Origin of the sequence: Acinetobacter pittii (assembly GCF_034067285.1) — a bacterium.
Lineage (GTDB): Bacteria > Pseudomonadota > Gammaproteobacteria > Pseudomonadales > Moraxellaceae > Acinetobacter > Acinetobacter pittii_E.
In genome coordinates this window covers 388,061-412,496 of record NZ_CP139286.1, presented here as the reverse complement: position 1 = coordinate 412,496, position 24,436 = coordinate 388,061, and the positions used below count along the sequence as shown (strand labels likewise).

Sequence of the window (24,436 nt, the reverse complement as noted above, 5' to 3'; positions counted from 1 at the left end):
CTATTGCACTGTAGATAAATACTCTTCACACCAAGGAATGACAATTTCTTTGGTTAATGGTGCAAGTTGAGTTTCCGAATCATTTAAATCTATCCACTTCATTTCAGCAATTTCAGCTGCAATTTTAGGTGCTTGATCAAGCTGAACTAGATATAAATGGCTCACTAAAATATGATCTGGCTCATTGGCAGCTGCGGTTTCGAAATGGCCAATAAATTGCTCAATCACACAAGAGCTACCTACTTCCTCTAAAATTTCTCGCTGCATGGTGATCTCTGGTGCCTCATTGGGTTCCAGCTTGCCGCCTACTTGCATAAAAGCTTGAGTATTTTGCTTTCTTACGAGCAATAACTGATTTTGCTCATTTAAGATCACTGCGGCAGCGACCGTGATTGTTTTCACCTATTTAACCTCGTTTATGGTTGAACGTCTGCATTTGTCCATTTTGGAGCAGGAGCCTGATATTGCTCAAACTGTTGAAGAATATCTTCAATGTTGTCTGATACGATCAATTTATCAACGAACCGTGCTTGGCTAAATCCATTATCTACCGTTCCTTGGATCATTTTAAGTAAATCTTCATAAAAACCCGCTACATTTAAGAAAGCACATGGCTTTTGATGAATCCCTAATTGCGCCCACGTCCATTGTTCAAAGATTTCTTCCAATGTACCTGCGCCACCCGGCAAAGCAATAAAGCCATCTGAAAGATCCGCCATTTTGGTTTTACGCTCATGCATATTTTCGACCACATATAATCTGGTTAGGCCCGGATGAGCTAACTCACGATCGACTAAAGCACGAGGGATCACGCCAATGACTTGTCCACCTGCTTGTAAGGCACTATCGGCAACGACACCCATTAAACCTGAGCGACCACCACCATAAACCAAGGTCTTACCTTGTTTTGCAATAGCCTCGCCTGTAGCTTGGGCAATTTGTTGGAAAATTGGGTTTGAACCAAGAGATGAACCACAGAAAATACAAATTGATTTCATAGTGTAAAAAACCGTTTTATTGAACTGTCATGCTGACAAACTAAACTATCGATAGAGTTTTTTTTTGCAAAATAGCGTATTGGCAAGTGTTTTTCGGCAAATCCTTGTCTAAAATACACCCATCCATTTCCATCAGACTGCGTGAGGAAAAAAGACACATGCTTGAAGCCTTTTATGCCACAGAACGCGGAAGTCTGGAAGATGCCACCATCAATGGTGGATTTGATCTACATCCCGAATTAGTCTGGCTTGATCTTATTGCACCCTCACAAGAAGAGCAACAATGGGTATTAGATGCCTATGACCAAAACTTACCAACACTAAAGTCGCTTGAAGATATTTCATCTTCTGCACGATTTTACCGTGATGATGACGGTATTTTGCATATCAGTACTTATTTTTTAACGAAAAATAAAAATTATCAGGTAGATGGTGACGCAGAAGACTCATCACACATTTTAGCAATGGTGCAAACGGTCGCTTTCATTTTACATAAGGACCGCCTGTTCACGATGCGCGGGGAAAAGTTAGTTGCTTTTCGCGCCTTTCGTGCACGTGCTCGTCGAAATGACTATGACATGGACTATAAAGATCCTACATGGATTTTATTGGGCCTTCTTGAAGCGAAACTCGATGAGCTTGCGGATATCTTAGAAGATATCCACAAAGATTTAGAAAAATACTCCACAGAGGTTCTAAATAACCACCAACGTGAAAAAATTCTAGATCTTGATGACATGATTACACGCCTTGCTCAACAAGAAGATATGCTAGGAAAAGCACAGCTCTGTCTCATTGATTTACGACGTGTGCTCACTTTCTTATCGCGTCCACGAGCATTAGGCAGTCACATCTATGATGCCGACATTCGAGAACTAAGTGAGGATGTGCGCTCACTGGTAGAACATGATGCCTTCTTATTCCAAAAAGTACGATTCTTACTTGATACGACTTCCGGATTCATTAATACCGAACAGAATGACACGATTCGTCGATTCTCGATCTTGCCAAGCATGTTAGCTCCACCTATGCTCATTGCCAGTATTTATGGCATGAACACAGACGTATTACCTTTTGCGCATGGTACGACCAGTTTCTTCGTTGTATTACTCATTATTATGGGTTTCTTTATTGGTCCAATTATTTACTTCCGCTGGAAAAAATGGATCTAAGCTTTGTAATAAAATGCTAATTTCAAGCATAAAAAAGCACCTAAATATAGGTGCTTTTTTATATCTTAAACATCAGATCAGATGCAGATCTTCCTGCAAATGGCAAGCTTGAATGATCTTCAGCATTTTCTCGGGTACATTTTTAAAATGTAAACCAGTATTTTTTGGAGTTTCTCGCAACCATTGAACTAAAACAGCCAATGCCAAGGTACTACCATGTTCAAGCTCAGTTAAATCTACCACTAGAGGGAAGCTTTGCTGCTTCTTTATGATAGCCAAACCTGCTTGATACTGTTGTTCCGCATTTTCAAAATCAATTTTTCCCGAAACAACCAATTGTTGGTTGAGATACTGAACCACTCGTCACCTACTTATTTCTGTTTGTTTTGATTAACAGCTGCGTCTGCATCAGGTTGGAACGTTGCAATTGCTTTATTTAAATCACCGCCATTGCGTTTCACTGTTGCAGCAAACTGATTACGGAACTGTAATCCTAAATCAATACCAGAAACATTGATATTACGGATTTTCCACTGAGTACCTTTGTCAGCTAACTGGAAAGAGACAGGAATTTTTTCACCATTGTGATTAAAGTCCAATGTCACTACAGGGTTTTTACCCGCAGTTGCCTTGTAAGGACGCATGGTATAGCTTTGATTCGTATATTTAGCAAATGCACTGCCGTAATTTTCAATTAATGTATTACGGAAATTCGTTTCAAACTGAGCACGTTGTGCAGCTGTACTATACTGATTCGTCGCATAAGTACCCATCACAATACGAGTGAACGCTTGTGAATCTACATACGGGTCTAAATTCTGACGTACGATCGTTTTCACTAACGCAGGATTGCTTTGTAATTTTGCATGATCTGCTTTTAAACGAGCGATCAAGCCATCAGCAACACGCTTAATAAAATCAGGTGGTGCTTCTGAAGGCGCAGCAAATGCTGTACCTGCAATCATCGTAGACAAAAGACTTGCTGTCAGGGTTTGTTTAAACAACGTATTCACCTGGAACTACTCCTTCAAATAATCTTTTACTCAACAAATGATGTTTGTGCACTATCATTATTAGTGCTTGCAGGAGTACCTGCATCTGTTGAGGCTGAACCAGCGGCAACTTTACCTGCACCACCGCCAGTAATAAATTTACTAATTAAATCTTCTAAATCCATGGTTCCTTGAGTATTTGAAATCACATCGCCACGTTTAAGATAGTTTAAGCCACCACCCGGAACGACTTTCAAATATTTCTCACCCAATAAACCATTCGTTGCTACCATTATATAAGCATCTTCATCAATACTTGTGATGGAGTTCATGTTACTGGTCAGTTGCTGTTCCATTGCTTTTTGTTGCTCTGGAGAAGCTTGCGTGTAGTCAGAACTATAACGGAGTTCATCTAAAGCATTTTTTTGAACTTCTTTTAGCTGTTCAGCATTAAAACTTGTCAACTTCCCATCTAAATCAAATGTTACGGTAGCTAAACGCGTAACTGGATCAAGAGTAATTGAATCAACACGACCAATTGTGACACCGCTCATCGTTACTTTAGCACGAGGCTTTAAACCATTGACGTTATCAAACTGAGCCTTCATGGTATAACTATCATTTAAGTTGGTACCCACAAGGCCACTAACTTTCATGGCTAAAAAGAACAAGGCAATACCGAAGATAATAACAAAGATACCTACGGCCAGCTCACTACTACGTGATTTCATTAAATCCCTCCGAACATGACCGCAGTCAACACGAAATCAAAACCTAAAACACATAATGAAGAATATACAACTGTTCTCGTCATTGCAGTTGCGATTCCTTCTGGAGTCGGATCACATGCATATCCTTGATATACCGCAATCCATGTACATAACAGAGCAAACACAATACTTTTGATAATGCCATTTACGACATCATGCCCAAATTGCACGTTGTTTTGCATTCCGCTCCAGAATGAGCCTTCATCGACGCCAAGAAAATCGACACCTACCATTTTGCCACCCACAATACCAATCGCAGCAAAAATGACAGTTAGCATCGGTAAACTGACCACTCCCGCCCAAAGACGTGGTGATACGATTTGTTTTAATGGGTCAACCCCAATCATTTCCATGCTGGCAAGTTGTTCACTTTGCTTCATTGAACCAATTTCTGCTGTTAATGCAGAACCTGCTCGACCAGCAAATAATAAAGCAGCAACCACTGGTGCCAATTCACGCAGCAATGTTAAAGACACCATAGTGCCTAGCATTGATTCACTGCCGACGTTCACTAAAATTGAATATCCTTGCAAACCAAGTACCAAACCAATGAATAGGCCTGACACAGTAATAATTAACAAAGACATCACCCCTACCCGATGCATTTGGTAAATAAATCGCCCAAAACCACCAGATGAAGGAAAAGAAAAAATAATTTGTAAGAGCATTAGTGCCGCAACACCAATCCCTCGAATCCGCTCAATAACGAGTCTACCTAACCAGGCAATCGTATTCATGGACGAACCTCGTTATCTAAATAGGCTTGATGACTAAATTGGTATTCAACCGGTCCTTCTGCCGAACCTGTTAAGAATTGGCGTACAAATGGAGAAGCATATGCCTGTAACTCTTCTGGCGTTCCTTCCCCTTGAATTTTCCCTTCTGCTACAACGTAAATGTAATCAGCAATAGAAAGGGTTTCAGGAACGTCATGCGAAACAATAATTGTGGTTAAATCTAAAGCTTCTCGCAATGAACGAATTAAACGTGTCAACACACCTTTTACAATCGGATCTTGCCCCGCAAAAGGTTCATCGTACATGATTAAATCAGGGTCAAGCGCGATTGCGCGTGCTAAAGCGACACGACGATTCATACCACCTGAAAGTTCTGTTGGCATTAACTGTTCAGAACCACGCAAACCTACCGATTCAAGTTTTAATGCAACCAGTTCAGCAATTAGATTTTCAGGAAGCTTGGTGTGGGCTCGAATTGGAAATGCCACATTTTCATAGACGGACATATCCGTAAATAAAGCACCGCTCTGGAATAACATTCCCATACGTGCGCGGGCTGAAAAAAGTTCCTGACGAGACATTTTGGCAATATCTTTACCGTCGAGCAAAACTTCGCCCTGATCAGGAACTAACTGTCCACCGATCAGACGTAATAATGTTGTTTTACCTGTACCAGAAGGTCCCATAATGGCCGTAATCTGGCCTCGACGTATATTTAAACTAATATTGTCATAAATGACGCGTTCCCCTCGATTAAAACTCAAATTTTTCACTTCAATAAGTGGTTGAGCCGAGAGAGGAGTTTTATTATTCATAATGGCAATCGTTCCTGCACTTTTATGCACGCATACTATAACACTGAAAATTAGCAAACTTGTTGTTATTTTGACACAAGCAAAGCTAACTTATTTGATCGAAATAGAAGAGGTATGTTCGTAAAAAGAAGTTAATTCAGAAATTTGAAACTGCTCAATAGAAGTCCCAGTTATAAAAGCATAGGCAAAATAAACCCCATTACACAAAACGAGTGCAATAAAAAGATAAGGCAAACCGTGCTGAACCAATAAGTTCTTCAACTGCGCCATTATTGTTTCTTTTCGTTTAATTTGACTCATTATTTAATAAAAAATTGAACTAATTCACACTTTGTTATTTTATAACAAAACTGAAAAATAAGAAAGGCCAGTATAAATACTGGCCTTTCTTTAAATAACTACTTGATTAACGGTCGAATTTACGACGCGGTTTATCATCAAAACTACGACGTGGACGATCTTCACCACCGAAGCTACGTTTTGGACGATCTTCGCCACCAAACGCTGGACGCTCACCACGTGGTTTATCATCAAAGCTACGACGTGGTTTATCGTTGAAGCCACCTTCGCGACGTGGACGATCTGAGTTGAACTCACGACGTGGACGATCTTCGCCACCAAATGATGGACGTTCGCCACGAGATTTATCATCAAAGCTACGACGTGGACGATCTTCACCACCGAAACTACGTTTTGGACGGTCACCAAAACCATTTTCACGACGCGGTTTGTAATCTACACGGTTACCACGGTTGTCATCATTTGAGTCAAAACGTGGTTTATCGTTGAAACCACCTTCACGACGCGGACGATCTGAGTTGAACTCACGACGTGGACGATCTTCAAAACCACCTTCACGACGTGGGCGATCTGAATTGAACTCGCGACGTGGACGATCTTCACCACCGAATGGGCGTTCACCACGTGGTTTGTCATCGAAGCTACGACGTGGACGGTCATCACGACCACCTTCACGGCGTTTGAAGTTGCTTTCGCCTTCAAAGCGACGACCACCGCCAAAACCGCCACCACGACGACCATCACGACCACCGTTACCGCCACGACCACGACCACCGCCATCACGACCTGAACGAGCAGGAGGTGGAGATGGCTCTAAGCCTTCAATTTCAGAAACACTTAAACGTGCATCTAAATAGTCTTCAAGCGCACGGATTTTACCGCGTTCACGATAAGTCGCTAAAGTAATTGCTTGACCTGTACGACCAGCACGACCTGTACGACCAATACGGTGTACATAGTCTTCGTGTTTCATTGGTAAACCGAAGTTAATTACGTGAGAAATTGTCGGTACGTCAAGACCACGTGCAGCAACGTCTGTTGCTACCAAGATTTTTGCACGACCTTCACGAATACTACGTAAACGACGGTTACGAACTGTTTGTGGCATTGCACCGTGAAGTGCAACTACAGAGTGACCTGCTTCTGCAAGTTCTTCAGCCAACATATCTGTATCTTCTTGAGTGCTCGCGAATACAACCGCTTGATCAAGAGTTTCATCAGCCAACCAGTGAGTCAGAAGTTTCTTCTTATGTTCGAAACCGTCTGTCCAGTGTAAAGTTTGGGTGATGTCAGTGTTTGTGCTGTGACCTGTTTCAATTGCAATACGCTCAGGCTCATTCATCATGCGCTCAGCAAGACGAATAATACGGTCAGCAAAAGTTGCAGAGAACATTAATGTTTGACGACGGTTACCAGCTAAATCACTGATCGCTTCTAAATCTTCTGAGAAGCCGAGGTCTAACATACGGTCAGCTTCGTCAACGATTAAAGCTTCAACTTTATCTAACTTTAATTGACGACGGTTAACTAAGTCTAATAAACGGCCAGGAGTCGCAACGATAACTTGCGCACCTTTAAGCTGTTGGATTTGCTTACCAAAAGGCATACCACCCATGATTGCAGCAATACGAACACCTTTCATGTGACGTACAAAAGCAATCGCGTCTTGGCTAACTTGTTGAGCCAACTCACGTGTTGGGCATAAAACTAAAATATTAGGTTGGGTCACAGCTTTCATGCGTTCTTTGAACGGAACAAAAGTTTCTTGACCAGCTAAATTATGTAATGTCGGTAATAAAAATGCCGCAGTTTTACCAGAACCAGTCTGGCTAGATACTAGAAGGTCTTTTCCTTCTAAAGCTGCAGGAATAGATTGTTCTTGCACAGGAGTCGGGGTAGTAAAACCTAAACCTTCAAGCGCTTGTTGTAAGGTTTCATGCAAAGAAAATTCGGCAAAAGTTTTGCTCATAGAGAGTTTCACCCTAGTGGGTGCTCCATTTTTAATAAATACAAAATAGACATCGGCACAAAGCGGCAAAGCAAAGTTAGCTGAAACGTTTTTTCAGCAGCAATCCGAGTAACGACGATGTGGACTAAACGCACGCTTGATTACGGCCGAACCTGAAGAATCGCTGAGCGATCGGGGCGCAAGAAATGGTCCTCTCTATGGACAGCGTGCGCTTACAATGAATAGAACAGAATGTTCAGGTAATGAACGGAAATTTAAGTGCGTGGGCGGATTATAGCAGAAAGAAATTAAAAGTCATGTGTTTTAATCAACTTTCTTCATATTTATTGAACTCAGTAATATTTACCCATGGCTTAAAAAAATAAAACCCTCTGATAAAAGAGGGTTTTATTTATAAATAATTAAATTATTTTGCAGCTTGAGCCCAAGCCGGAACTACAGTTTGCATTAAAGGTTTTAGCATTTTGAGTGAACTTGCAAGCACTTGACCATTTTCAAGAGATTCATTACCACCGCGTGCGTCAACCACTACACCGCCTGCTTCTTTAATAATAAGCTCACCAGCAGCGATATCCCATGGTTTTAAGCCAAGCTCAAAGAAACCATCAAAACGGCCAGCAGCAACATAGGCTAAATCTAGGGCAGCTGAACCACCACGACGAATTTGTGCGCCTGCTTGAGTAACAGCTAATAATGAAGCAAAGTGTTGTTCTGCATAAGATACGATCTCACCAGCACGTTTAGCACGGTAAGGATGGCCTACTGCCAAGAATGTATTTTCTAAAGTATCTTTTACATTTACACGAATACGGCGTTGGTTCATCACCGCGCCGCGACCGCGACTTGCAGAGAATAATTCGTCACGTACTGGGTCGTAGATTACGCCGTGCTGAGTAACACCTTTATGCTGAACTGCAATAGAAATACAGAAATGAGGGAAACCATTAATAAAGTTTTGCGTGCCATCAAGTGGGTCGATTACCCAGCACCAGTCTGCATCATGGCCTTTGCCTTCTTGCAAACCGAACTCTTCACCTAAGAAGCTATGGTTTTTATAACTTTTACGTAATGTATCAATCGTCAATTGTTCCAAATAACGATCTACACGTGTTACTGGGCCATCAATGCCTTTCTCTTCAACTTGCAAATCGAGTTTATGACGATTTTGATGCGCTTTTAAAAGCTCTTGACCAACTGTTTGAGCCGCACGCGCAGCCATAACCACCATAGGTTCCATTGAACACCCACTACAATACAAATTTGAAGATTTTGACAAAGAATAATGCATAAAAGCGCATACATTTTAGCAAATGAATGCGCTTTAGGGGAAAAAATGTTTCAAAAATTTTATTAAAGGCTTAAACCACCTGATTTAGCTTAAGCCAAGCTCGCTCAATTGAGCTCAAAATACCTTTAGCATCTAACCCACAATCTTGTAGCATTTGACCGTGTGACGCCTGTTGTAAGAACAAATCTGGCAGACCTAAATTGATAATAGGCTTCACAATTTGTTCTTGTGCCATGAACTCATTTACCGCACTGCCTGCACCACCCATAATTGCGTGCTCTTCGACAGTAACAAATAAATGTGTGTGTTCAGCCAACTCACGAATAATTTTTTCATCAAGTGGTTTCACAAAACGCATATTTACAACGCGCACACCGACATCGTGTTTTTGTGCAAATTGCTCAGCAGCTTCTATGGCAACCATAACGCGGCTACCAAATGCCAAAATCGTAATCTGCTCATCACAAGCAGATTTAATTTCAGCAACGATTTCGGCTTTACCTAATTCAATCGCAGTTAACTCTTGCTGAATTTCAACCCCTACCCCTGCACCACGTGGGTAACGTACTGCCGCTGGTCCATTATAGACATAGGCAGTATGTAGCATTTGACGACATTCATTTTCATCTTTTGGTGCCATGATGACCATGTTCGGGACTGTACGCATGTATGCATAATCATATGCACCTGCATGAGTTGGACCATCTTCACCCACCAAACCAGCACGGTCAATACCGAAAGTTACATCAAGATTTTGTAATGCAACATCATGAATAAGTTGATCATAACCACGCTGTAAGAATGTTGAATAGATTGCAACAACAGGTTTTAACCCTTCACACGCCATTCCCGCTGCAAGTGTTACTGCATGCTGTTCAGCGATTGCAACATCGAAGAAGCGCTTTGGAAATTCTTTAGCAAACTTAACCATGCCTGAGCCTTCGCACATAGCTGGAGTAATCGCTAATAAACGTTCATCTTGTGCAGCTTCGTCACACAACCATTGACCAAATACATCTGAATATTTTGGCGGTGTTTTACCCGCGGAAGTCGCATTAACTTTACTAATTGCATGGTAGGTGATTGGGTCGGCTTCTGCCGGAGTAAAGCCCTTACCTTTTTTAGTATAAACGTGGACTAAGCGTGGACCTTTACGTTTTTTTAATGCGTTAAATACTTGAACAAGTTGATTTACATCATGCCCATCGAAAGGACCGAAGTAATCGAAACCAATAGCTTTAAATAAATTATCGGCCGCATCTGTTGCTGATTGATGTAAACGAGAGTTGTACGTCCATTTCGGATGTGGCTGTACATACGCCTCACCATGTTCATCGACATTAACTAAATGGCCTTTTTCCCAAATTGCAGCTAAATGCTTGGCAAAGCCACCTGTGCTACAAGAAATTGACATGTCATTGTCATTAAGTACAACAATTAAATCAGCGTCATGTGCGACAGCATCGTTCATGGCTTCAAATGCCATACCTGCCGTCATTGCACCATCACCAACAATACATACCACATCACATGGGTCGTTTTGATAGCGACGCGCTAAAGACATTCCTAAACCTGCTGAAATTGCAGTGGATGAATGTCCTACACCAAAGGTATCAAAAACTGATTCTTCTCTAGCTGGAAATGCTGCTAAACCGTTTTTAGCACGGATGGTTGTCATTTGCTCACGACGACCAGTCAGGACTTTATGCGGATACGCCTGATGTCCTACATCCCAAACTAATCGGTCATTTGGAGTATTAAAGCAATAATGCAGCGCAACCGTCAGCTCAACCACGCCGAGGTTAGCACCGAAATGGCCACCACTCTGGCCTGCTGCATATAAAATATATTGACGCAACTCATCAGCCACTTGAACCAATTGGCTATGCTCGAGCTGACGTAATTGTTGAGGATGATCAATTGCATCTAACAATGGCGTAACAGGGCGTTGAGTTGGAATTTCGGTATACAACATATGTGGCAAAGCCTTTATAAGCCTGGCAAATCCTAAGCTGGGTCAAAATGGGTCGATCATACAATCGAATGAAGTCACCTTCAATCAGCCACATTTGCGAACGAGGTCATGCAAAGCAGTCTCTCATACAGTATGGGTATGGTTGGCAGATTATCCTGAATAATCTGACTATTTATCAACTATTATCGTCTTCTTTATACAAAAAAGAAAACCTTAGTGCTCAAAATGATTATGACAATTCGACCAATCTCCCAGCATTACGCTATACTTTAAACCGTTTTCGGTTAAAAGATGAGTTAATCTGTGCCTATAGAGTTCATTGCAACATCAAAACTCCCGACTGCTTTTGGTGAATTCAATATTTCTGTGTTTCAAGATCCAGTATCGGGTGAAGAACATGTGGCACTTTCTAAAGGGTTAGAAAATCCACCCACAGGCCCTGTTTTAGTACGTGTTCATTCAGAATGCTTAACAGGTGATGCTTTTGCGTCATTAAAATGTGACTGCGGCCCTCAATTACAGGCAACTCAAAAGCTCATCAACGAAGCAGGTCAAGGTGTTATTTTATATTTACGCCAAGAAGGCCGTGGTATTGGGCTCACAAATAAAATTCGTGCCTATGCCTTGCAAGATCAAGGTCATGACACGGTAGATGCAAATTTACTTTTAAATTTACCCGCCGATGCACGCCGTTACGACATGTGCAGCATTATGCTCGACCATTTAAAAGTAAAAGAAGTTAAGTTAATTACTAACAATCCTTTGAAAATTCAGGCACTCAAGGACCAAGGTATTAATGTAGTTGGTCGTGTTCCATTAACCGTTGGACGTAACCCTTTTAATGAACAATATTTAAAAACTAAACGTGAACGTATGGATCATCTTTATCAAAAAGATGATTTCTAAAAAAATCAGAAATTTAAAAATAATTAAAAGGGATTTTTAAGACATTTCTTTAAAATCCCTTACTTTTTTTATGGTTTTGTGTTTTGATGTATCTATCTCCTATCTCAATCATCTTTGAGGGTCACTATGCAGCATCCGACTTCAACAGATATTCAACGTGTCCGCGAATTTCTCCTCGATTTACAAGCCCGTATATGTGCTGGTTTAGAACAACAAGAAAAAGCTGGTGGCGGTACGAGTGAATTTATTATTGATGATTGGGAACGTCCAGAAGGTGGTGGTGGACGTTCACGGGTTTTGCAAAATGGCACCGTGATTGAAAAAGGTGGTGTGATGTTTTCTCACATCAATATTAGTAAACTGCCCGCTTCTGCTACAGAAAGACATCCACAAATTGCTGGTGCTAAAGCTCAAGCGCTTGGTGTGTCATTGGTGATTCATCCTAAAAACCCCAATATTCCAACTTCTCATGCCAATGTACGTTTATTCGTTGCAGAACGTGAAGGTCAAGATCCGATTTGGTGGTTTGGTGGGGGTTTTGACTTAACACCGTTCTATCCAGATGAACAAGATGTTATCGATTGGCATCAAGCCGCATACGACCTATGTCAACCTTTTGGAGACAATGTCTACACTGAACATAAAAAATGGTGTGATGATTACTTCTATTTAAAACATCGTGATGAACAGCGCGGCGTCGGTGGTTTATTCTTTGATGATTTAAATTGCTGGGATTTCGAAACCTGCTTTAAATATATCCAAGCTGTAGGCAATGGTTATTTAAATGCCATTCTACCAATTTTTGAAAAACACCGTGAACAGCCTTACACCGAAGCTCAAAGAGAGTTCCAGCTCTACCGTCGTGGTAGATATGTCGAATATAACTTAGTCTACGACCGCGGAACATTATTTGGCTTACAAACAGGTGGACGTATCGAATCTATTTTAGTCAGCCTTCCTAACCTTGCAGGTTGGTCGTATCGTCCAGAATGGGATGAAGATTCACCAGAGAAACGTTTAACTGACTATTACCTAAAACCACGTGACTGGTTAAATCTAAAAGAAAAAGTCGCTTAATTTTTTGCTTTTTGGAGATTCTTTGGCTTCCACCCTAGAGAATCTCCTTTTTTATTTTCAATTTTCTGAACCTCATTCAAATATTTTTTCTTATTCTAATTTGGCTTATAGTGAGGCCTACTGAAAATTCAGTACAGACTTTATCTGCCTCATGCCATTTTAAAATTTTGGATATAAGAATGACCAAACAGTTTGCAGTAATTGGCAACCCAATCGAACAATCACGCTCTCCTGAATTGCATCATGCTTTCGCTCAAAAAACTGGTGTTGACCTAGACTACCAAAAACGTCTTGCACCTCTTGATGGTTTTGAATCGAGTATGCGTAGTTTCTTTGAAAATGGCGGAAGTGGCATGAATGTTACCGTACCATTTAAAGAACAGGCTTTTGCTTTGTGTGATGTGCTGACTGAACGAGCTCAAATTGCCAAAGCCGTAAATACACTATGGATGGAAAATGGCAAATTACATGGTGACAATACAGATGGCCAAGGCTTAGTTGCCGCAATTCAAGCTTTAGATTGGAAGCTAGAAAATACTACTATTTTAATTTTAGGTGCTGGTGGTGCAACTCGTGGTGTTATTTACCCGCTTGTACAGGCTGGCGCTAAAAAGATTGTGATTGCAAACCGGACGCTTGCTCGCGCTGAACAACTTGTAGACGACTTAAAAACAGCAGTCCCGCAAGCTCAATTACAAGCAATTTCTCTAAATGATTTAGAAGGGAAATTTGATATTGTCATTAATGCAACTTCTGCAAGTTTGTCTGGTGACGCTTTACAACTACCGGAAAATTTAGACTTCAACTATGCCTATGAAATGGCCTATGGCAAACCATCTAGCTTTCTTGATCAAGCTAAACAACGCAACGTACCTTATGCAGAAGGTTTTGGCATGCTAGTTGGTCAAGCCATTGAAGCCTTTTATATCTGGAATGGCGTAAAACCAGAATTAAAAGATTTTCTATAAATCAAAAAAAGAACCTACATCTGTAGGTTCTTTTTTTGCTCATCTTTTATTTTTTTGCTGTAACCATCTGCTTATAAACTTTTCGGAAAATCTCATAATCAATAAATTCGTTATGTTCAGGTTTTAAATTCTGAATTGTTTTTTCCGTAAGTTGCTGTTTACGTGCAGCGACATAGACCTTACCTAAAATATCTGCCGTTTGTGACAACAATTGTTTTTCTTCAGCAGAAGCACCATTTTGTTGTTCAAATTCTAATTGATACTGTTTTGAGAAAAGCTGCTCTGGTTGCTTATATTGTTTCTGTAGCTTTTGCCATGCTTCACGCCCAGCTTCACCTTGTATTGTTGTGATCACAATATGGTCCACAGCTCGACCTAAGTCATTATCAAATTGATCCTCTTGCTCAAGATGATGCTTTTTCTGTAATGCCTCGATACGTTCTAAAGCTTTACCTTGAGGATTATAAGTTTCTTCTTCAGAGAACCAGTAAGCATAAACCTCGGCAATTTCTTGTAACTGTTGAACTGAGTAATAATTAATATATGACGGTTTTTCAGCAGTCAATTTTGCTATAAACACAGCCTTATACGTTTTGTCATAAGCATGCGTTGCATCATAAGTTTGGTTAGCCAACAACGCTAGACTTGAATCTAAATCTTGTACATCGCTATGTGAGCCAACTGGATGTTCAGAAACATCACTCTGCCCAAGTTTTTCACTAAACCCTTTTATGAAGTTTTCAAATATAGAACCTTTGCTTGCTTCTGCAACTGATTTCGCTTGTTTAAGTTGCTGCTGATTAATTGAGGTTGCTTTACCATAATTTAAAATTTGCATATCTGCTTTAATATTAAAGCGATGATTAAATTCAGATGGTGTATAGGCAATATCATAATCTGCGTTGACTAAACGGCCTTTTTCATCCAACCCTACATCAATCGTAATTGGATTTTTTTGTTTTGGTAAAGCTTGTTCAATTTCTGCCTTATGTTTGATCCATAGTGCTTTAAATGCTTCATCATCAACAAACTGGTTTTGATCATAAGCAGCGAAAGTTTGTTTTAGAGCAGCTCGATGCGCTTTAATCTGAGTTTTTTCAGTATTTACAGCGCTCTGGTCAAGCACATCAATACCGTAAATTTGACAGTAATTAATATCACCTAAGGCAACTGGTTTTTTTAGAGACTGTAATTCAACACACTGGTCTTGTGTAAGTGAAGCTACTTCCTCGCCTTGTTCATCGTCTGGTACAGCAGCATCCTCAGCTTGAGCTGAATCAGAAGCTTCCTGGGCTGCTGCGACATCTTGAGCTGCATTGGCTTGATCTTCATCATCTTCTTCAGAAGCCAATGTATTGCCAAAATGAGCATTAATAAGTGAATAAAGTTGCTGGCTAACTGCTGCTGCATCTTCAGAAGAAACTTTTTGCCCCTCAGCATTACCCTCTTTACTCTTCGCTTCCGAAGCAGCTAAATCAGTTGCTATAGTTTCGGCAATCTTTTCTTCATCAAAACCGAAAACATTTTTTTGCAGATATTTTTCATTGACCTGCCCATAGAGTTCTGATTGCAGCAACAACGCTTCAACCGTATCTTTTAAACGAATTTTTTCTACAATCCCCGCTTTACGCTCAGCATCACTAACGGATAAACGTTGTAAATTTTGTGGTTCGGCCAAACGATATGATACCGCACCAGAAGCTTTCGCATATTCAACGAATTTCTTCATATCCACATTTGTAAACAGGTTTTTATATTTTGAAAAATCGACATACGCCAAGTTATTTTGATTATCTTTATTGACCAGATAAGGCATTAATCCGAAATAATTTACGTAAAATTTATAATCATTCAGATCCAGTACTATTGGCAATTTTGCCTGTACCAAAAGCGTCGGTTTTTCATATCTTGCCGTGAGATTTAAAGACCCCATTTTTTGACGATAATGAACTGAACCATCGTAGCTAAATTGAAGATCATTTAATAAATTAATTAATACGGCGTTTATTTTTTCTGAGCGTGATTCACCAGAAACACCTAAATCCGCTTGCTCATTTGCAATTGCGGCATAAAGCGCCTGCTTCTGTTTTTTATTCAAATTAATTTTTTGTTCACGTAAATATTGATCTACTTTTTTTTGCACTACAGCATCTAATTGTACTGTTTTTTCTTTATTATTTATTTTCTTTGACTGGTTTGAATCAACATTAATTTTAAAATGCCCACGGTAATCATAGCTTGGATATTCATACATTGCATTCATACCCTGAATGACTTTTTGATCTAACTGAGTAGATGGTACTGATGGACGTAGGTTATGCTGCGCACAAGCGGTCAAACCCAAACTAAATAAACATAAACTGAGATATTTTAAATGCATAACCTTTTTTAAAACCTTATTGCTTTATCTTTTTAGCGAATCTTGCTAAAAATAAAAAAATAGTTGTTTTTTCACATAAAAGTATAAGTCCTGAATGTAGCAGAAAATATAATTTCAGGTGTATTTATTTTCGACAAAATTCGCTTTTCTGACATTTCTTTCGGATGTCATTATCATTGTATTTTTATCATGTGAGTGAATAATCAAATCATCGATTCAGATAATCCCACAATGATTCAAAATTAGGATTAAAGCCATGCCAGCATATAAAGCTCCGCTACACGATATCCGCTTCTTAATGAATGAAGTATTAGATTACCCTGCTCACTATAAAACTTTATCAAATGGTGAAAATGCAGATCCAGATACAGTTGATATGATTCTTGAAGGTGCGGCAGATTATTGTGAAAACGTATTGTCGCCACTTAACCAATCTGGTGATGAGGAAGGTTGCCATTTTGACAACGGCGAAGTAACTACTCCTAAAGGCTTTAAAGAAGCTTATGACCAATTTGTAATGGGCGGTTGGCAAGGTCTTTCTTATCCAGAAGAATTTGGTGGTCAAGGCCTTCCAATGTCTTTAAATCTGATTAAATCAGAGATGATGGGTACTGCAAACTGGTCATTTACCATGTATCCAGGTTTAAGTTCTGGTTGTATGAATACTATTTTGCAATTCGGTACTGATGAGCAAAAACAAACCTATATGCCTAAGCTGGTTGAAGGAACTTGGAGCGGCACAATGTGCTTAACCGAACCTCAATGTGGTACAGACTTAGGTCAGGTAAAAACTAAAGCTGAACCTCAAGCAGATGGTACTTATAAAATTACTGGTACGAAAATCTTCATTTCTGCCGGTGAACATGACCTAACTGAAAATATCATTCATATCGTACTTGCACGCCTTCCAGATGCACCGGCTGGTACCCGCGGTATCTCATTATTCATCGTACCAAAATTCATCCCTACAGCTGATAATGGTGTTGGTGAACGTAACACAGTTACTTGTGGTTCAATCGAACATAAAATGGGGATCCGTGCCTCTGCAACTGCGGTACTCAACTTTGATAATGCCACTGGTTATTTAATCGGTGAAGTTAACAAGGGCCTACATGCAATGTTTACCTTCATGAATACAGCACGTATCGGTACTGCTGTTCAAGGTATTGCACATGCTGAGCTATCTTTCCAAGGTGCATTACCATATGCCAAAGATCGTATGTCAATGCGTGCGCTTTCTGGTAAAAAAGATCCAGATAAAGTTGCTGATGCAATTATTCACCATGCAGATGTACGTCGTATGCTATTAACACAAAAAGCAATCGCTGAAGGCGGTCGCTCAATGATTTACTACGCTGCTCAAATCGCTGACAAAATGACAGATGCCTTAGCACGTGGTGACCAAGCTGCTTACGAAGACTATGATGATAAACTTGGTTTCTATACGCCGATTTTAAAAGGTTTCTTAACTGAACTTGGTTTAGAAGCTGCTAACCACGGTATGCAAGTTTACGGCGGCCATGGCTACATTAAAGAATGGGGTATGGAGCAAATTGCTCGTGATGCACGTATTGCGACTTTGTATGAAGGAACAACTGGCGTTCAAGCACTCGACTTGATCGGTCGTAAAGTGTTGTTAAGTTCAAAAGGTAAAGTGGTTCGTGAATACACTGCTGAAATCTTAAAATTCTGTGCTGCACATGCACGTAATAAGTATTTACGTCGTTTTGCTTGGGACTTAACTAAGCTTTGTGCTCAGTGGAATACTTTAACCGTTCGTATCATGCTTGCTGCACGTAAAGACCGCGACATCGTATCTTCTGCTTCTGTAGATTTCTTGATGTTCTCAGGCTACGTTATGATGGCTTATTTCTGGGCTCAACAAGCTGTGGTGGCTTCTGAGAAATTAGAAGCGGGTAATGGCCAAGAAACTGCTGAATTCTATAAAGCAAAAATCAAAGTTGCTGATTTCTACTTTGACCGTTTATTGCCACGTGCTCAAGGCCATGCAGAATCGATGGTGACTACATCTCGTACATTAACCTCATTACCAGTTGAACACTTTAGCTTTGACTACTAATGATTTTTAATTAGTGAAATGAAAAAGAGCGCAATTTATATTGCGCTCTTTTTATATCAAACGGTTATCTATTCTTTAGTCAAAACATACGCCCGATTTGGAACAAAATAATTTTGCTCTAAAAATTCACGATTTTTTCCATAGTCACTATAAAGTAATTTTTCTAAATTCGTGACCAATCTTTTATTTGCATCCAGATTAAAATAAAAATTAACTTTAGATAAGGGACATTGAATCGTTAACTCATGCTCTTTTTCATCTACTTCCCAATTTAGAGTAGGACACAACTGATTTACAGCGGCACTTTTAGACCCATCTTTACTTCCTACACGACCAAAATGGACAACATTCCAATAAGCAGTCCCATTTGGTAATAAATTTAAAATGTACTCTGCTTCGCCCGATTCACAATCAGCAAAAGCGTCTTCACATGAAATACGAGTGTGATATCGCCCGACATATTGCAATGAAGCTGCGTTTAATTTTTGGGTTTGATCTGAGGTATCTTCAGGTAAAAAAGTACGACCAGCGACATAATCTAATGTTTTTATAGATGCGCTACTTTTTATTAAATTTTCTTCATGATTAGAATTAGAGCTTGTAGTAGAGTGATCTTTTGAATTGGTATGGTTTATATCGCAAGCACTTAGCGTCATGCACATTGCAGCCACTACAACCAAATGCTTAACTAAAAACCTAGACCACTTCAAAGACATATACATTATTCACAGATAACAGCAACAGCTACATTTATACTCAATTCAGGCACTAGCTGATTGCTGCTTTAAACCTTTAAGCCCTGAAAAGGTGCATTTTAGTAGATGTTGGTTTCCTTCATTTCAATCCTTTACATATTTTAACTATTTTACTTTTTAAACGACTTTAAACCCTTAATTTCGTCACCATATTTCTATTAAGCAAGAGCAATAGCTTCTTGTAATTTTTTATCTTTAAGGAGAATTAGATGGCCAGTTCTGGTTTATATCGCTCGAACCGACACAGCATGATCGCCGGTGTAATGGGTGGTATTGCTGAACGTTTTGGTTGGAACGTAACTTTACTACGCATCATTTTTGTTTTGATTTCAGTTATGAGTGCTGCCTTTCCAGGAATTTTAGTTTATCTGGTTTTATGGTTAGTCATTCCGAAAAAACAGCCAGAACATATTGAAGGCTATCGACAATCCGTCCGAACAGTAAATGAAGAACAAGTACGTTAATTTATAACTTTGGTCGCTACGGTTGCATCCCCTAATCAACCGTAGCTTTTTTTATTCTAAAAATTATAGCTTTCGATTTAACTGTTGCTGTAACGCAGCAATCATATCTGCGCGGCTAATCATTCCTATAAGTTTGCGATCTTCAACCACAGGAATATAGTTAAACGACTTTTCAACAAAGTACGGCACAAGATCTTGAATAGGTTGAGTTGGTAGCACCGTGACCACTCGACGACTCATAATTTGTTTTACGTAGTGCTGCCAAGAGTTTCTTGGGTCTGCTGCCCCCTTAAACCATTCTACGACTTCATATAACGCTAAAGTGCCTACCAAATGGTTCTCTGCATTGACTACTGGCAGGCTCATTAGGTTCACTTGTTTAAACTTATCGAGTGCCTGATGAATATCATCATCTTCATGTAGTTTAATCACATCGCGACTCATAATATCTTGACAGACATATTGATTGACCATGCGCTCATTGGCATGCTCTTGCGCTTCTAAAATGATTTTTTCTAAGTCGTATTGGCTAATATCTAAAAGTTCAGTGTGATGCTCTAATGCGTACTCAATATCTTTTGGTTGAATCGATACCTTTTGAGTAGGCGTTGGGTCCTTGCTACGCTCATTCAAATGTGCAGTAACTGGATAGTGTCGCCCAATTAATCGGTTAAAAAATACGGCAAAACCTAATAGAAGCAATGAATTGAGTAAAACTGGATAAAAAACAAAATAAAAGCCTAACTTATGAATCGCAGCTCCACCCAGTACGGCTGTAATCGCAACTGCGCCACTCGGCGGATGTAAAGAGTCGGTGGTCATCATTAAAAATATGGCAAAACCTACTGCGACACTAAAAGCTGTAGTTAAATCAGGAATCCACTGCGCACAGGCTACACCAATAATTCCAGCTAAGGTATTACCAACAATCACATTCCATGGTTGAGCCAAGGGACTAGTCGGCACAGCAAACAATAGAACAGATGAGGCACCCATTGGTGCAATGTACCAAGCATTAATTCCACCCAGAACATACCAACTAATTAAGGAAGAAATTGCTAAACCACACAACGCTCCAATACCGCAAAGTAATCGTTCCTTTAAAGGTAAAACTTTAAAATTCGGCTTTAAAATCTGTAACCATTCTCGCTGTATAACACTCACAGTACACCTTTGGGGATATGCCGTCATTTATAACGGGCAAAAGTATACGCTCAAAGCCACATAAAATGCATTTAAATTATATCTTTGAATAATAAGAAAACCTGCTGAACTATTTTTTTATGATTTTAAAACTTCAATATTCCATCAATTTTTCATTTAAATAACGCCAGTAGCGTTTAGGTAAATATTGCACATGGAGTTTTATATTTTGGCGTTCAGTAATATTCACGCTCTTAAAATAATCTTTCCAAAGCTGGTCATATAAAACTTCCTGCTCATCAAGCTCAAGCTGAAAGCTTTGACTCATTCCATTTTTTAAATTACGGTCAACTTCAGAAGCCTCGAGTGAAACTTCATGTATTCCTCGTAAATCATAATAAAGCCCGAACTTACGTTTCTCATCATAAATCAGCCAACGCTGATCTTGATAACGCCGTTTAAAATGGGGCTGAATAAGCGGTAAAACATTAAAATCGGGACGTACCAAACTTAAAAAAAGCTCATCTTTAGTTTTCTTAAACCGAATAAAAGCTTCCATTCGATGCTTCTCTCGTCCGACCTTTTTCGTCCACTGTGCAATCGCTAAAACACTAGGATTTGAATAATCTTTTTCTATGGAAACATGACTAGTAAACACATAAATACAGTAATTAAATAAATGTTGATAGGCATCTAAAGATTCAGATAAAGAGGCAAAATAGAATTGTTTTAATGAAGAAGATGAAAGCTTTTTTTGCAGGGCAGACCAAACACGCTCGGCATGTTGCTCGTTATTTGAAACCTCAATTTTATCGGCAAATAAGCCATGTTGAGCCGCATCATTCAAACAGAGTCTGACCTGTAATTCTTTAAATTGAAATGCACGAAACACACAGCTCAGCAGCCCAACCATTGAACCATCAAAATAGTAAGCCACTTCATCATTAAACATGGCTAAAACCCGAGGCTTAATTGTGGCGAGAGTTGCTGCACATATTTCGAGGAACCCTGTGTTAAAATCTGCTGCCGAATAAAACTTGAAGATAACTCTTTTTGGAACTTTGGGCTGTCTTCACAGCGAATAAAGAATTTTGCACGCTGATAAGCTACGCCGAGTTTTTTAAGTAAATCGATATGGATTTTTCCAAAACGGCGAGCCTGCACAATTTTCTTCGCTGATTTCACACCAATGCCTGGTACACGCAAAATCATCTGATAATCGGCACGATTTAAATCTACTGGAAACTGCTCAGGATGTCTTAAAGCCCAACTTAATTTCGGGTCTACATCAAGGTCTAAGTTTGGGAATTTTTCATTGACGATTTCATTGACTTCAAAACCGTAAAAACGCATCAGCCAATCACTTTGGTAAAGTCGGTTTTCCCGCAATAATGGCGGTGCAGAACCCACTGCTGGCAAGTAATTATTTTCAGTATTAATTGGGATATAGCCCGAAAAATAGACGCGTTTAAGTTTAAATTCTTTATAGTGCTTGTCTGCCATAAACAAGACATCTTGGTCTGACTCTTGATGAGCACCCACTACCATTTGCGTAGTCTGCCCTGCCGGTACATATTTCGGCACATGCTTAATGATTTGTCGCTCATCTTTAAGCTGAATGAGCCTGTCACGGACCAAACCTAAATCTTTTTGCACTTCCTCATGTGATTTTTCTGGTGCAAAAGTTTTTAGCCCTACCTCGGTTGGCATCTCTAAATTAATACTCATCCGGTCAGCATATAAACCTGCCTCATGAATCAGTTCAGGCGATGCTCCCGGAATCGTTTTTAGGTGAATATAGCCATTAAAGTTTTCTTCAAGACGTAACTTCTTCACCACTTGAAGCATACGCTCCATCGTATGATCGGCCGATTTAAAAATGCCTGAGCTTAAAAACAAGCCTTCAATATAATTACGGCGATAAAAATTAATGGTTAAGTCTACGACCTCTTGCACCGTAAATGCCGCACGCTGAACGTCGTTAGAACGGCGTGAAACACAATAGGCGCAGTCAAAAATACAAATATTGCTAAATAGAATTTTTAAAAGAGATACACAGCGGCCATCTTCGGTATAGCTATGACAAATGCCCGAATGACTGGCATCCCCCAGACCTTTATCTTTATTTTTACGGTCACTGCCACTTGATGAACAAGACACATCATATTTAGCAGCATCAGCAAGAATTTGTAGTTTTTCTCGAATGCGATCAGACATATCAAACGACTCATTTATGGCATCGTTTAAAAAATATCATTTCGCATGCGTAAATTTAATCCAGTGAAGTACGCTCAGCGTCATGAGGTGACGTTGAAATGAGAATAATTTTTAATCATTTAGTCACAGCCCCTCTCGTTCAAATAATATTGAACACTTAACTCCATATTTCTATCTTTGCTGTATAACTGGTCGGGTGCTGTACAAAATGATTGGTAAAGCAAGCAGGTAAATTACAATCACACTTAGCCAAATTGCACCTGGCCATTTTTCCTGAAATTGAAAATAAAGGGCAGAGAAAAATAAAGGAGCGACCATAGAGGCCAAGCTCACTGTAGAGGCAATCACTCCCTGAAACTGACCTTGCTGTTCAGCAGGAACCTTTTGAGAGGCTAGGGCTTGTAATGAGGGAGTCCCCATACTTCCTAGCGCAAAAATAGGCATAATGGCAAAAATCATCCAGCCGCTTTGAGCAAAAGCCATCACCCCTAAAGCCAAACAACTGCAAGTAATTCCGACGAACACGGCTTTGCGATCACCCAATATTCTTGCAGCATGACTGGGAATAAAAATTTGAACTAACATTTGGCATAACCCAAATGCACCTAAAGAAAGTCCTACCCAGAAACCATTCCAATGAAAAGTATCATGTCCCCATAATGCCCAACAGACTCCATAAACTTCTCCTATTGCACTAAAAATAAAAAAGATCGCAATAAATGGAAGTACACCACCAATTGAGCTAATACCAGTAAATATTTTGAAAGGATTTAGTGTAAATAATAGCTTTTTCTTTGGAACCGCTTGTTGAGATGGGGGCAAAACAATATATGCAAAAATAAGGTTAAGGCCTGTTAGCATGGCTGCAACCAAAAAAGGAAGCCTTAACCAATATTCACTCAATAACCCACCTAGCACAGGGCCAATAATAAAACCTGCACCAAACATAGCATTGATTAAACCAAAGTATTTCGCACGGTTATTTTTTGAAGAAAAGTCGACAATATAAGCACTTGCAACTGCCATATTGGCGCTGGTGATTCCAGCAATAATACGACCTATTAATAGGAAAATTAGACTATGTGAAAAAGTTAAAAATATGTAATTGATTGCTGAACCCGCAAGTGAAATAAGTAAGATCGACCTACGTCCATATCGATCACTTAAAGCGCCTAATATGGGAGAAAAGATAAATTGCATGGCGGCATAGAGACTCGCCAATACCCCCATATATACAGCAATATGGCTACTATGAGTCATATCTTGCAGCAATGATGGAAGAATTGGAAAAATAAGGCCGATACCTATAGCATCGAGAACAATGATTGCAAAAATAATAAATAGAGATCGATTCATAAAGCGTCCTATCGAAAAATCAGGCACAGTAAATGTGAAAACCTGTTAACGATGCTTGATAACCACTCAAGCCC

General features: G+C 39.7%; 23 protein-coding genes. 6 read left to right on the top strand and 17 right to left on the bottom strand.

The annotated features are described in order from the left end of the window. Both mutT and SOI81_RS01925 read right to left on the bottom strand, forming a co-directional pair. The gene (gene mutT / locus SOI81_RS01930) at positions 1-402 is read right to left on the bottom strand and encodes an NUDIX hydrolase (protein WP_057074644.1); all 402 of its coding nucleotides are present in this window, start codon (positions 400-402) and stop codon (positions 1-3) included. Between the two features lie 14 nt (positions 403-416). Next, positions 417-998, bottom strand: a complete 582-nt coding sequence (locus SOI81_RS01925) for a TIGR00730 family Rossman fold protein (RefSeq protein ID WP_239975670.1) — start codon at positions 996-998, stop codon at positions 417-419. 158 nt (positions 999-1,156) lie between these two features. Between SOI81_RS01925 and SOI81_RS01920 the strand changes: the two genes are divergently transcribed. After that, on the top strand, positions 1,157-2,170 hold the full coding sequence (locus SOI81_RS01920) for a magnesium and cobalt transport protein CorA (protein WP_016142961.1): 1,014 nt from the start codon (positions 1,157-1,159) through the stop codon (positions 2,168-2,170). A gap of 72 nt (positions 2,171-2,242) precedes the next feature. Here the strand turns inward: SOI81_RS01920 and SOI81_RS01915 are convergent, their stop codons facing one another. The 9 genes from SOI81_RS01915 to dxs form a co-directional block, all read right to left on the bottom strand. Beyond that, positions 2,243-2,530, bottom strand: a complete 288-nt coding sequence (locus SOI81_RS01915; RefSeq protein WP_016142960.1) for a lipid asymmetry maintenance protein MlaB — start codon at positions 2,528-2,530, stop codon at positions 2,243-2,245. An 11-nt stretch (positions 2,531-2,541) separates the two neighbouring features. Next, positions 2,542-3,183: a phospholipid-binding protein MlaC gene (locus tag SOI81_RS01910; protein WP_016142959.1), complete on the bottom strand. Its 642-nt coding sequence runs from the start codon at positions 3,181-3,183 to the stop codon at positions 2,542-2,544. Positions 3,184-3,209: 26 nt separating this feature from the next. Then, positions 3,210-3,893 (bottom strand): outer membrane lipid asymmetry maintenance protein MlaD, encoded by a 684-nt coding sequence (locus tag SOI81_RS01905; RefSeq protein ID WP_014207762.1) that lies wholly within the window; start codon positions 3,891-3,893, stop codon positions 3,210-3,212. Next, a complete protein-coding gene (gene mlaE / locus SOI81_RS01900; protein WP_016142958.1) occupies positions 3,893-4,669 on the bottom strand; it encodes a lipid asymmetry maintenance ABC transporter permease subunit MlaE in 777 nt (258 codons plus the stop codon). The genes SOI81_RS01905 and mlaE overlap by 1 nt, the downstream gene beginning before the upstream one ends. Next, positions 4,666-5,484: an ABC transporter ATP-binding protein gene (locus tag SOI81_RS01895; RefSeq protein ID WP_239967817.1), complete on the bottom strand. Its 819-nt coding sequence runs from the start codon at positions 5,482-5,484 to the stop codon at positions 4,666-4,668. Before SOI81_RS01895 ends, mlaE begins: the two co-directional genes overlap by 4 nt. A 90-nt stretch (positions 5,485-5,574) precedes the next feature. After that, the gene (locus SOI81_RS01890) at positions 5,575-5,784 is read right to left on the bottom strand and encodes a hypothetical protein (RefSeq protein ID WP_016142956.1); all 210 of its coding nucleotides are present in this window, start codon (positions 5,782-5,784) and stop codon (positions 5,575-5,577) included. 106 nt (positions 5,785-5,890) lie between these two features. Further along, positions 5,891-7,753: a DEAD/DEAH box helicase gene (deaD, locus tag SOI81_RS01885; protein WP_239975669.1), complete on the bottom strand. Its 1,863-nt coding sequence runs from the start codon at positions 7,751-7,753 to the stop codon at positions 5,891-5,893. Between the two features lie 406 nt (positions 7,754-8,159). Continuing rightward, positions 8,160-8,990 (bottom strand): inositol monophosphatase family protein, encoded by an 831-nt coding sequence (gene suhB, locus SOI81_RS01880; RefSeq protein WP_005078362.1) that lies wholly within the window; start codon positions 8,988-8,990, stop codon positions 8,160-8,162. A gap of 121 nt (positions 8,991-9,111) precedes the next feature. Beyond that, on the bottom strand, positions 9,112-11,016 hold the full coding sequence (gene dxs, locus SOI81_RS01875; RefSeq protein ID WP_224993451.1) for a 1-deoxy-D-xylulose-5-phosphate synthase: 1,905 nt from the start codon (positions 11,014-11,016) through the stop codon (positions 9,112-9,114). A gap of 303 nt (positions 11,017-11,319) precedes the next feature. On the opposite strand from dxs, the gene ribA reads away from it, so the two are divergent. The 3 genes from ribA to aroE all read left to right on the top strand — a co-directional run bounded on the left by ribA (position 11,320) and on the right by aroE (position 13,967). Then, on the top strand, positions 11,320-11,922 hold the full coding sequence (gene ribA / locus SOI81_RS01870) for a GTP cyclohydrolase II (protein ID WP_002116908.1): 603 nt from the start codon (positions 11,320-11,322) through the stop codon (positions 11,920-11,922). A 126-nt stretch (positions 11,923-12,048) separates the two neighbouring features. Then, positions 12,049-12,999, top strand: coding sequence for an oxygen-dependent coproporphyrinogen oxidase (gene hemF / locus SOI81_RS01865; RefSeq protein WP_016142953.1), 951 nt, complete (start codon positions 12,049-12,051; stop codon positions 12,997-12,999). 179 nt (positions 13,000-13,178) lie between these two features. Continuing rightward, a complete protein-coding gene (gene aroE, locus SOI81_RS01860) occupies positions 13,179-13,967 on the top strand; it encodes a shikimate dehydrogenase (RefSeq protein WP_239975668.1) in 789 nt (262 codons plus the stop codon). A gap of 46 nt (positions 13,968-14,013) precedes the next feature. Here aroE and SOI81_RS01855 read toward each other — a convergent pair whose 3' ends face one another. Further along, positions 14,014-16,347, bottom strand: a complete 2,334-nt coding sequence (locus tag SOI81_RS01855) for a hypothetical protein (RefSeq protein WP_320541164.1) — start codon at positions 16,345-16,347, stop codon at positions 14,014-14,016. A 256-nt stretch (positions 16,348-16,603) separates the two neighbouring features. On the opposite strand from SOI81_RS01855, the gene mmgC reads away from it, so the two are divergent. After that, positions 16,604-18,427 carry an acyl-CoA dehydrogenase C-terminal domain-containing protein gene (mmgC, locus tag SOI81_RS01850; protein WP_224993443.1) on the top strand — a complete coding sequence of 608 codons (1,824 nt, stop codon included), beginning with the start codon at positions 16,604-16,606 and terminating at the stop codon, positions 18,425-18,427. 68 nt (positions 18,428-18,495) lie between these two features. Here the strand turns inward: mmgC and SOI81_RS01845 are convergent, their stop codons facing one another. Continuing rightward, a complete protein-coding gene (locus SOI81_RS01845) occupies positions 18,496-19,143 on the bottom strand; it encodes a hypothetical protein (protein ID WP_239975666.1) in 648 nt (215 codons plus the stop codon). A gap of 248 nt (positions 19,144-19,391) precedes the next feature. On the opposite strand from SOI81_RS01845, the gene SOI81_RS01840 reads away from it, so the two are divergent. Then, positions 19,392-19,646: a PspC domain-containing protein gene (locus SOI81_RS01840; RefSeq protein WP_016142948.1), complete on the top strand. Its 255-nt coding sequence runs from the start codon at positions 19,392-19,394 to the stop codon at positions 19,644-19,646. Between the two features lie 63 nt (positions 19,647-19,709). Here SOI81_RS01840 and SOI81_RS01835 read toward each other — a convergent pair whose 3' ends face one another. From SOI81_RS01835 to SOI81_RS01820, 4 genes are all read right to left on the bottom strand, one after another. Further along, positions 19,710-20,810, bottom strand: a complete 1,101-nt coding sequence (locus tag SOI81_RS01835) for an HPP family protein (protein ID WP_239975665.1) — start codon at positions 20,808-20,810, stop codon at positions 19,710-19,712. Between the two features lie 133 nt (positions 20,811-20,943). Further along, complete coding sequence (locus SOI81_RS01830; RefSeq protein ID WP_239975664.1) at positions 20,944-21,741, bottom strand: TIGR03915 family putative DNA repair protein; 798 nt, start codon at positions 21,739-21,741, stop codon at positions 20,944-20,946. 2 nt (positions 21,742-21,743) lie between these two features. Further along, the gene (locus SOI81_RS01825) at positions 21,744-23,006 is read right to left on the bottom strand and encodes a putative DNA modification/repair radical SAM protein (RefSeq protein WP_239975663.1); all 1,263 of its coding nucleotides are present in this window, start codon (positions 23,004-23,006) and stop codon (positions 21,744-21,746) included. A 171-nt stretch (positions 23,007-23,177) separates the two neighbouring features. Then, a complete protein-coding gene (locus SOI81_RS01820) occupies positions 23,178-24,362 on the bottom strand; it encodes a TCR/Tet family MFS transporter (RefSeq protein ID WP_239975662.1) in 1,185 nt (394 codons plus the stop codon). Positions 24,363-24,436: the final 74 nt, after the last annotated feature.